Annotated in this window: 10 protein-coding genes; 2 read left to right on the forward strand and 8 right to left on the reverse strand. The window is 57.1% G+C overall.

The window, feature by feature from the left end; translation table 11 throughout:
• Nucleotides 1-50 precede the first annotated feature (50 nt).
• The 8 genes from HBO23_RS03800 to HBO23_RS03835 all read right to left on the reverse strand — a co-directional run bounded on the left by HBO23_RS03800 (nucleotide 51) and on the right by HBO23_RS03835 (nucleotide 7,327).
• Nucleotides 51-236: a DUF3606 domain-containing protein gene (locus tag HBO23_RS03800; protein ID WP_170036602.1), complete on the reverse strand. Its 186-nt coding sequence runs from the start codon at nucleotides 234-236 to the stop codon at nucleotides 51-53.
• 798 nt (nucleotides 237-1,034) lie between these two features.
• The gene (locus tag HBO23_RS03805; protein ID WP_170036604.1) at nucleotides 1,035-2,399 is read right to left on the reverse strand and encodes an ATP-binding protein; all 1,365 of its coding nucleotides are present in this window, start codon (nucleotides 2,397-2,399) and stop codon (nucleotides 1,035-1,037) included.
• On the reverse strand, nucleotides 2,399-3,058 hold the full coding sequence (locus HBO23_RS03810) for a response regulator (protein ID WP_170036606.1): 660 nt from the start codon (nucleotides 3,056-3,058) through the stop codon (nucleotides 2,399-2,401). The genes HBO23_RS03805 and HBO23_RS03810 overlap by 1 nt, the downstream gene beginning before the upstream one ends.
• Before the next feature lie 12 nt (nucleotides 3,059-3,070).
• The gene (locus HBO23_RS03815) at nucleotides 3,071-3,715 is read right to left on the reverse strand and encodes a tetratricopeptide repeat protein (RefSeq protein WP_170036608.1); all 645 of its coding nucleotides are present in this window, start codon (nucleotides 3,713-3,715) and stop codon (nucleotides 3,071-3,073) included.
• Nucleotides 3,712-4,521: an SDR family oxidoreductase gene (locus tag HBO23_RS03820; protein ID WP_170036610.1), complete on the reverse strand. Its 810-nt coding sequence runs from the start codon at nucleotides 4,519-4,521 to the stop codon at nucleotides 3,712-3,714. The genes HBO23_RS03815 and HBO23_RS03820 overlap by 4 nt, the downstream gene beginning before the upstream one ends.
• Nucleotides 4,508-5,182 (reverse strand): iron-containing redox enzyme family protein, encoded by a 675-nt coding sequence (locus tag HBO23_RS03825; RefSeq protein ID WP_170036612.1) that lies wholly within the window; start codon nucleotides 5,180-5,182, stop codon nucleotides 4,508-4,510. The genes HBO23_RS03820 and HBO23_RS03825 overlap by 14 nt, the downstream gene beginning before the upstream one ends.
• Nucleotides 5,179-6,660, reverse strand: coding sequence for an AMP-binding protein (locus HBO23_RS03830; RefSeq protein WP_170036614.1), 1,482 nt, complete (start codon nucleotides 6,658-6,660; stop codon nucleotides 5,179-5,181). Before HBO23_RS03830 ends, HBO23_RS03825 begins: the two co-directional genes overlap by 4 nt.
• Nucleotides 6,650-7,327, reverse strand: coding sequence for a thermostable hemolysin (locus HBO23_RS03835; protein WP_170036616.1), 678 nt, complete (start codon nucleotides 7,325-7,327; stop codon nucleotides 6,650-6,652). The genes HBO23_RS03830 and HBO23_RS03835 overlap by 11 nt, the downstream gene beginning before the upstream one ends.
• A 188-nt stretch (nucleotides 7,328-7,515) precedes the next feature.
• Between HBO23_RS03835 and HBO23_RS03840 the strand changes: the two genes are divergently transcribed.
• Both HBO23_RS03840 and HBO23_RS03845 read left to right on the forward strand, forming a co-directional pair.
• A complete protein-coding gene (locus HBO23_RS03840; protein WP_170036618.1) occupies nucleotides 7,516-8,064 on the forward strand; it encodes a cytochrome b in 549 nt (182 codons plus the stop codon).
• A gap of 564 nt (nucleotides 8,065-8,628) precedes the next feature.
• Nucleotides 8,629-8,994 (forward strand): hypothetical protein, encoded by a 366-nt coding sequence (locus HBO23_RS03845; RefSeq protein ID WP_170036620.1) that lies wholly within the window; start codon nucleotides 8,629-8,631, stop codon nucleotides 8,992-8,994.
• Nucleotides 8,995-9,091: the final 97 nt, after the last annotated feature.

Below are 9,091 nucleotides of genomic sequence, written 5' to 3' on the forward strand. Positions count from 1 at the left end.
GAAGTCTGTTTAGAGGCGCATTCACGTCTATCGATCGTAGTCTTGGATGGTTAGGCGTGCTGGGAGAGAGCGAAATGGCGCTTTACTGCCGTAAGTGAATTCCCCTCCTGGCGGACGGCAGCCCTGATCTTATCTTTAGTTACCCCGAACTTCACGGCCCAAAAACTGAGCTCGAACCCGTCGTTTATGTTGATTATGAGCGCATCGGTGTCAGCCACAGATTTTTGCTTTTTCATCGGACTTTCCTTGTCAGAGTTCATAGGTGACCTCTCAGGGTAGTTTGTGCAGACGAAGAAAGCTGAGGTTTTCTGAGATTTTTTTAGAAGCCCTTGATCGTAAGTCTTTGATTCTGGCAATCGGGGAATTCGGTCGCATCGATAGATGATAGCTCGGCAATCAGCGACATGATGGTGAAAACTGAAATCGCCATCGCTTTGAGCCGATATTGATAATTTACTCCATTTCGGAGTGACCGCCTCTTGTTCAGGCGGATCACATCCGGCGTATGAATGTAGACGAAACTGATTATCCTAGGCCCCATGGTCAATTTCCTACAGACACCCGATTAGGCAACTAGCTATTCTCCACTGAATAGATGCGCATAAGCGGAACCGAAGTCATGGGCGCGCAATGGATTGCTATTACTAGTATGTTGGCGGCGTCGTGGATAGTATTCATCGCGCTGATTATCGAGAGGTATCTCCTTTAATTTCTAAGAGCGTCCTCAAAATCTGGAATTTTTGAAATATGCTTGCGAGCCAAAGTTGGATAAACGCACCGATGCGCCCTTAACGTCGTAAACGCTTACGGTAACCTTTTCCAATAACGCCGCTTATGTTCAAAAGGCTCCTACACGTTAGCCCGGTGTGGGGGCCTTTTTTAATGGCTGCGGTAACCAGCGCTCCCTACACTGGCCTACCAGTGCCCCTTGTACTGGTAAGCGCATAACCTGCGCTATTTGGGACCTTGCCTCCTCGTACGATGTTTACCGGCTGTGCGAAACGAAATAATCATTTGATGCTTTGCCGTTATTCTTAGGCTGGAATTGATAACGTAGCCCTCAACCCCCCCTCGGCCCGGTTTACCAATTCAATACGACCGTTCAAGCGCATGGCGATTGTGTTGACGATGGTTAGCCCCAAACCGGCTCCTTGCGCCGTTCCACGGCTATAGAAACGCTCAAATAATCGCTCTCTACATGACTCATCAATTCCCGGCCCCTGGTCGTCGACGGTCAAATGACAGAAGCCATCGGCCTGGTTGAGTTGCACAGCGATTAACCCGTGTTCGGGAGAGAAATTGGCTGCGTTGGTGATTAGGTTGCTCAGCGCGATGTCGATGGCGGAGGGGTTGGCGAATACATAAAATGGCTGGTCGCTGACATCGAATATCAGTTCAAGGTTTTTGCTCAACAACCACGGTGTCAGTTGCACGAGACTATTACGCACGGTTTCGCAGAGGTCGATGCGCTGTAGCGGTGGCGGATTAGGTTGGGGTTCCAGTCGCGCCATGGTCAGTAACTGGTTGACCAGTCGGCTGGTTCGATCAACGCCTGAGATGAGGAATTCCAGCGATTCTCGACGTTCCTGCTCTGTGCCTGCCTCCAGTAGGTTTTGCGCGTGCACCCGCAGCACGGCGAGTGGCGTACGCATTTCGTGGGCAGCGTCGGCAATGAAGCGTCGTTCGCGGCCAAGCACTTCTTGAATCTGCGCGAGCATGCGGTTGAGCGCCGCCTGCATGGGCTCAAGTTCGCTGGGCAACGGTGTCAGTTGCAACGGCTCAAGTGAACCGCTGTGGCGGGCCCGCAGGGTCTCGGCCATGTTTGCCAAGGGCTTTAAGCCCCAGCCTATAGCGAGCCAGACCATCGCCGCGAGCAGTAAACTGCCGACGATGTTCGGCCATAGCGTATGGCGAACGATGCGATCGACCAGATCCGCGCGCACATCATCGCGCTCGCCAACCCAGATGCGCATGCCGTTTTGTGAGTCTTCAAGGAGGAAGGCGCGCCAATGACGATGGTTCAAATCCACCACATCACTGAAACCCGGTTGCGTCGGCGGTGAACTGAAGGACGGTGCACTGGCGGTGTGCACCAACACCTCCCCGCCAGGGCTCCATACCTGAAAAGCAATTTTCCGTTCGTATGGATGACCATCGCCGCGCGGCACCGCTTCGCCCAGTGCGGTATTGAAAGCCCGGTACAGTTCGGCGTGCTGCTTGCTCGCCAGCGGCATGCGCATCACGCCTTGCAATAAGCGCGCGTTCTGCGCCAGTTGAGCATCGTAAACCTCGGCAATTTCATGATTGCTATCGTGCAGATTGAAGAGGCTGAGCACCGCCAGACCGGCCAGCAGCAGGCCAATGATCAGCGTCAATGTACGGCGGCGGATCGAAGTCATCAGCGATCCTCCACTAGATAGCCCACACCCCGAATGGTGCGGATCAGCTCAGTGGAGAACTTTTTACGTAGGTGATGGATGTGCACTTCAAGCGTGTTACTTTCCGCTTCTTCACTCCAGCCATAGAGCAGTCGAATCAGCTGATCTCGAGTCATCACCCGACCCGGAGGTGAGAGCAGTTCATGCAGCAACTGATACTCCTTGGGCGTCAGTGCTACGGGAAGGCCCTTGTAGCTGACCTGCTGGGTACCGGGGTTGAGGATGATGCCGGCATGTTCGATCAGAGCTTGCGCGCGCCCGGCACTGCGCCGCAACAACGCTCGCAATCGCGCCTTGAGTTCGGCCAGGTCGAACGGTTTGATCAGGTAGTCGTCGGCACCGGCATCCAGCCCTGCGATGCGATCTTCGGTTGCATCGCGGGCGGTGAGAATCAACACCGGCAGGTTCGAGCCGCTGTCGCGCAGGCGCCGCAGTACTTCTAGACCGTCCATGCGTGGCAAGCCGAGATCCAGCACAGCGACATCGAACGTTTCGCTGAGCAGGGCATGCAGCGCGCTGCTGCCGTCCTTGAGCCAATCGACGGTGTATCCTTCGCGCCCCAGCGCTTGATGGATGCCTTCACCTAGCGCCACATCATCCTCAATCAGTAATACACGCACGAGGACTCCTGGTCAGTCGGTTTTCTTGTTGACGTCTACCAGCAGAGTGGCGATCTCTTTGCGGCGTCCGGCATCTGCCGTTTCACGGCCGGGACGCGGCGCCGCTTGCTGGGCTTTTTGCAGCGCTGCTTTTGCTTCAGCGTAGCGTTTCTGACGGTAGAGGTGATCGCCCCAGAAGTACAGGCTGTCGATGCCGTCGGGGTTGAGTTGCAGCGCCTGCTTGAGCAACTGTTCAGCTTTGTCGCTATCGCCGAAACTGATGGGCCAGCCGGGCACACGATCATACAGCGCCGCCAGGCTGGTATAGGCCGAGCCTTGCAGAGCCTTGGGGTTGAGGGTTAGGGACTTCTCCAGGTCGGCCTTGGCTTCCTTGGCTTTTCCCAGCGCTCCGAGTCCGCCTTCGGCACCGGCCCAGCTGCTGGTGACAATGCCTTTCCAGATCCAGGCTTCGGCCACCGCCGGGCGCTGCGCAGTGAACGCCTGAGTTTCGCTGGACAACTGCTCGAACGCGGCGGCGCGCTGTTTTTCAGCCACTTCATATTGGATGTGCGCCCAGGTTTGTTGAATGCTGCTCAGGCGTTGCTGGTCGGCGGCCTCCAGCGCCCAGACGCTTTGGCTGAGGGTTGCGATCAACAGGCACGCGAAGATTTTTTTCATGGTTTGAGGGTCTCGTTCTCGGGTTTTTCGCTGAAGCGACGGATCAGGGGCAACTGCTTGCGCAGACCTCGATCGACCAGTTGCGGCAGTAGATTGTTTAGGCGCACGAAGAAGCGCTCGGGCCATCCCAGATACAGGTCGCGGCGGTCCCCGGCAATCGCGTGGATCACCGCCGAGGCCACGGTTTGCGGATCATCGACGTTGGCCTTAAGCGCATCGTTCAGGGCTTGCGCCGTCACGCTGTTCATCGACGTGCGGGTGGCCCGCGGTGCGACGTAGAGCACGCTGACCCGGGTGTCGGCCAGCTCTCGGCGCAACGCTTCGGAGAATCCGCGCAGGGCAAACTTCGTCGCGCAATAGCTGGCGTAACCGGCATAGCCGATCGAACCATAGGTCGAGCCGACGTTGACTACCATGGCGCTATCGGCCTGCTTGAGTAGCGGCAGCAATAGCTTGGTCAGGCAAATCGGCGCGTTGATATTCAACGCGAGCATCGCATTGATATCACTGTCGTCGAGCTGTTCGAGCATGGCGAAGTGATTCACCCCAGCAGCGTTGATCAACAGATTGACTCCGCCAATTTCTTCGGCGGCGGCGAGTACTTTGCGTTGGTCGCTTGGCAGTGTCAGGTCAGCTGCGACCCAGCACAGGGCCTCAGGGTAGCGTTTGAGCAGCGGGGCCAAGGCTTCCTGATGCCGCGCCACGGCCAATACTCGCGCACCGGCGGCGCACAAGGCTTCGGCGATAGCCATGCCGATTCCGCCACTGGCACCGGTCAAGACCACGCGCGCGTTACGCAGCTGCATGTTCAATCTCCGCGTCACGAGGCAGGCTGCGAAACATGTCGGTGTACAGTCGGTAAACGACTTTTGAAGCATGAATCACTGCCGCTTGATCCTCAGGATCTTCCAGCTGGTTCATCAGGCGGCGATAGGTTTGCATGTGTTCGATGTCGAGCGAACCGTGAGAACTCAGGTAACTGAAGGCGGTTTCCGGCAACGCCAGGCGCTCCCGAATGCTCCCTGCCGCGTGTGTGGCCAGGGCGATGCTGGTGCCTTCGAGGACATTGACCATGCCGAACAGACCCACCGGGTTGCCTCTGGCGATCAGGTCATAAAGGAAGCTCACCATCAGCTCAATCGGCAGCGAAGGCTGACCATCATGCACGGCCTTGCGATCACCTCCGCAGGCTGCGATGTCGTTGAGCACCCACTGTTCGTGGCCGTATTCGTCTTCGATGTACTCGCACACCGCTTTGCGTAGCCATTCCAGACGTGTGGGCAAACGTGCGCCGCACGCCATCATCAACGGCACCGTGTGGCGCACGTGATAGTAGGCCTGTGCGAGAAAAGCCCGATAGCTATCGAGGCTGACCTTACCGTGCAACGCATCGAGGATGATCGGCAGATTGAACAGCTCGTGGCGTTCATGCTGTGTGGCTTCTTGCAGGGTGTCGAAAAAACTCATGATGCGGCTTCCTCTCGGACAACGGATTCGGTCAATTGGGCGTGGTATTGCGCGACAATGGCATCGCGGCGTGGGCGGCCATTGGCGGTTAGAAAGCCATTGGCGGCGGTGAAGGGGTGCTGCAGGCGCGTCCACTGATGCACTTGGGCGTAATCGGGCAGCGCCTCGTTGGCTTCGGCGACGGCAGCGGCTAGTTCGGCATCGGTGCAGTCCGGGCGATGCGGCCAGAGCAGGGCGTGATTGCGCGGCAAGGACTCGCCGTAAACAAACGCCTGGGCGATGTGGCGGCGCTGGGTCAGCTCGGACTCGACCCATTCCGGGTTGACGTTGCGCCCGTAACTGGTGACGAACTGATGCTTCTTGCGGCCCTTGAGATAAAGAAAACCTTCCGGGTCGAACTCGCCCAGGTCGCCGCTCGGCCACCACTCATCGGCGTACGGTGCGTCTCCTAGATAGCCGAGCAACGTCGAGCCCTTGATTAGCACTTCACCGTCTTCGGCCAACCGCACTTCGACATGGGGCAGCGGTCGACCGACACTGCCGGGTCGGAGTGCGCCGGGGCGGTTGAGGCACACCACTGACGCGCATTCGGACAAACCGTAACCTTCAAAAACTGGTAAGCCGACCCGTTGCGCACGGTCCAGCAAATCTTTGGAAACTCGTGCACCACCGACCGCAGCAAAGCGCAGAGTTTGCGGGGCGAAGGCTTTCTGTTCGGCGGCGCTGACTAGCATCAGTAACAGCTGTGGCACCAGAATAAGGCTATGCGGCGCACGCCCGGCGAGATAACCGAGCAGGTGCGGGACATCGACGCCACTGGCGCCCTGAATGCCGAGGGTTTTCTGGCTCGGCAAACTGAGCATCGCACCGGCATACAGCGCGGCATAACAGCCTAGGTTCTCCAGCAGTATCGCCAACGGTAGTAGCGCCAAGTGATGCTGCGGCCGGGTGGTTTCGCTCGCCTGATCCAGCTCTCGTGCGACCCGCAGCAAGCTGTCGGCACTCAGGCAAACACCTTTCGGCGTGCCGGTGGTGCCAGATGTGAAGGTCAGTTTGGCGGTGCCCATCGGCATGCGTCTTTGACTGCTGAAGGTGCGACACCAGAACTCGCCACGTTGCTCATAGCCGGCAGCGCGCAGTTCGGGTTCCAGCTCCGGTTCGGCAATCACGCGTTCGGCCTGACTCTGCTCCAGACAATGGGCGCGTTGTGCTGAGCTGAAAAACGGCGGTAGCGTTACGCAGGTCAACCCTTCGAACAATACCGCCAGATCCCAGAGCATTGCGTCGACGCCGTTGTCCAGCGCCAGGGCGACGACTTGCACCTGCTCATCGCGCAGGCGCTCCTGGCGATACAGCACTTCTGCATACAGGGTGGCGTAATCGAGTTTCAGCGTATCGCCCCACAGCGCGGTCGCGCTGTCATTGCGCCGGGCATGCTCGCGCAAGGTTTCCTGAAAGCGTTGCAGTTCAAGCGACATGGCAGGCTCCTTCAATCGGGGTCGGCAAGCCCAGGCGGCTGAACAGGCCGATATTGCGTAGGTGGACGAACCCGGCGCGGATGTCGCCGACGTGCACCCAGGGTTTGCTCTCGTAATAACTGCCCCAATGTTGACGCTCGTCACCCAGTCGATCCGGATCTGCGGCGCACAATGTCACGGGTTTCAGGCCGAGACGACGGAAGCTGTTGACCAGTCCGATATTGCCGGTGAACGTCACCCATTCCAGGCCACCCATGGCCAGCAGATAGGTGATGGCGATGATGCTCAGGCGCGCGCTGCCGGTGTCGCTAGCCGCCAGATTGCCAACCTCGACAATGGCATTTCGGTCTACCGAGTGATCAGCGGCCGCGCTAATCAATGGCTCGATCGGCTCGTCCAGATACCGCTCCAGAAATAGCGGTTCAAGGTGCGCGCGACGCACACCGGCCACTGCGCACAACTGGCCCTCACCGTTGTGCATGCCGAACAGCTCGGGCATGAAGTGGCGGATATCGGCGCCGTGGGCCTTTCGGAAACGTTGCTGGATAAAGGCTTCGAGCTTCTCTCGCAAAGCGTCATCCGGCAACGCAGCTGTCAGGGTCAACGGCCGCGTTTCAGCTTGGCCGAAATACAACGGCAGGGGTATGTTCCAGTCAAAATCGGGCATGGGCCGAACGCCTCCCTCAATGGGTTTGAGCGAAGTATCCAAGCCATTTCTTAACGAAGTCTGAAGGTGAAAGAAGGTTAACCTGAGAGTCAATCTTCAGACTCTCTTAAGACAGGACGAGCAGTGTTACGCAGCCGGTTCAAGGCAACCGGTTCAACGTTCCTCTCAACAATCAAGAGACGCTTCTTATGACCAGCGACACCGCCGTAACCCGATTTGGAAAACTTTCAATAACCCTGCACTGGCTGATGCTGGCCCTGTTCGTCGGGGTATATGCCTGTGTTGAAATCAAGGGTTATCTGCCCAAAGGCAGCGAAGCACGGGGTTTGCTCATGGGCTTTCACGGCTTGTTTGGTACAAGCATCTTCGCCCTGGTGTGGGTTCGCCTGGTCGGGCGCTTGAGCCCACGACCACCGATAACCCCAAAACCACCGGTATGGCAGACAGCTATCGCGCATCTGACACACCTTTCGCTGTACGGGCTGATGATCGCAACGCCCATCCTTGCTTGGCTGATGCTCGCAGCTGGCGATAAGCCGTTCCCGTACTTTGGCTTTCACGTGCCGGCACCGGTAGCCATTGCCCCAGACTTCGCAAAACAGCTCAAGTACTGGCATGAGCTGGTTGGCACTACAGGGTATTGGTTGATTGGTTTGCACGCGGTGGCGGGGCTGTTTCATCACTATTGGATGAAGGACAATACGCTGGAAAGGATGTTGTTTGAGCGAAATTCATGAAGGACAGCTATTGGCCGATTCTGTTGAAAAAGTCGGCTTCGAATTCCACGGCAGAAAAGTACGCGCCTGAGATTGAAATCTGAGTTTTGCGCAGAAGGTTCAGGAGTCGGATTTCACGTAGCAGCGTGCAAAAGAGATGTTTTCATCCATCAATATTCGAGCGTTTTGGGTAAGCCGACTTTTTCAACAGAATCGGCCGTTTTTTGCCGGTCAAGGCCACTCAGTATTCTGGTCAACTCCGATGCAAACGACTGGTCAAGTCGAATGCAAATGGGTGGTCAAGTCCACGCAACTACGCAGCGGTTGCAGCTAACCAAGCACCATCACAGTGTGGCTACTCGTTAGGTGTGCCCACGGTGTCAAAATATATTGTTGAAAATCAGGGTTGGTTTAGTCAGATTGACTGGTAGGTGTCAAAATATTCGATCAGCCGGCGCACTCTGTTGAGCCGTCTACCCCAGTGTTTACTGAGCTGTTGGTGTCAAAATATTTTGTTGAGCACCAGGGGCTATTTCAATAGCCCCTTTTTACATGCTGGAGCCGCCAACTCAAGGACGCCCGTTTATGCAAAGCCTCTCTACAATCGTACACGCACGCTTGCACAATCGCCGATTTGCGGTGGCGAACAACGCCCAAGGACTGTCCGGTGTCGGTACGGTATTTCATTACCTGGTCGAAGATGGCGTTATTTCGAGTACTTACGAAGGCGGTCGGATTCGTTTGGGAGCGCAGGTCGGACAGGTGACAGGTCACAACACCTTTGAGCTGCTTTTTCACTGTGTGACAGTGGACGAGCAACTACTTGCCGGGTGGTCGAGAGGTACAGTGGGTGTCGACGCGTCAGGGCGCACAACCTTGAGCTTTGTTTGGGGCTGGTTGTCGGGCGCGACAGGTGGCGGCGAGTCGAATTACACCGAGTTGACTGCATGAGGTAGCCCGCCGAGAACCCCCATGCTCCCTGCCTCATTGATGTGCATTAGCGGCCACCTTATCCCTAGAATGCAGCCTTATGGATAGCCAGACAGGG

Origin of the sequence: Pseudomonas sp. WS 5532 (assembly GCF_012985445.1) — a bacterium.
Classification (GTDB): Bacteria; Pseudomonadota; Gammaproteobacteria; order Pseudomonadales; family Pseudomonadaceae; genus Aquipseudomonas; species Aquipseudomonas edaphica.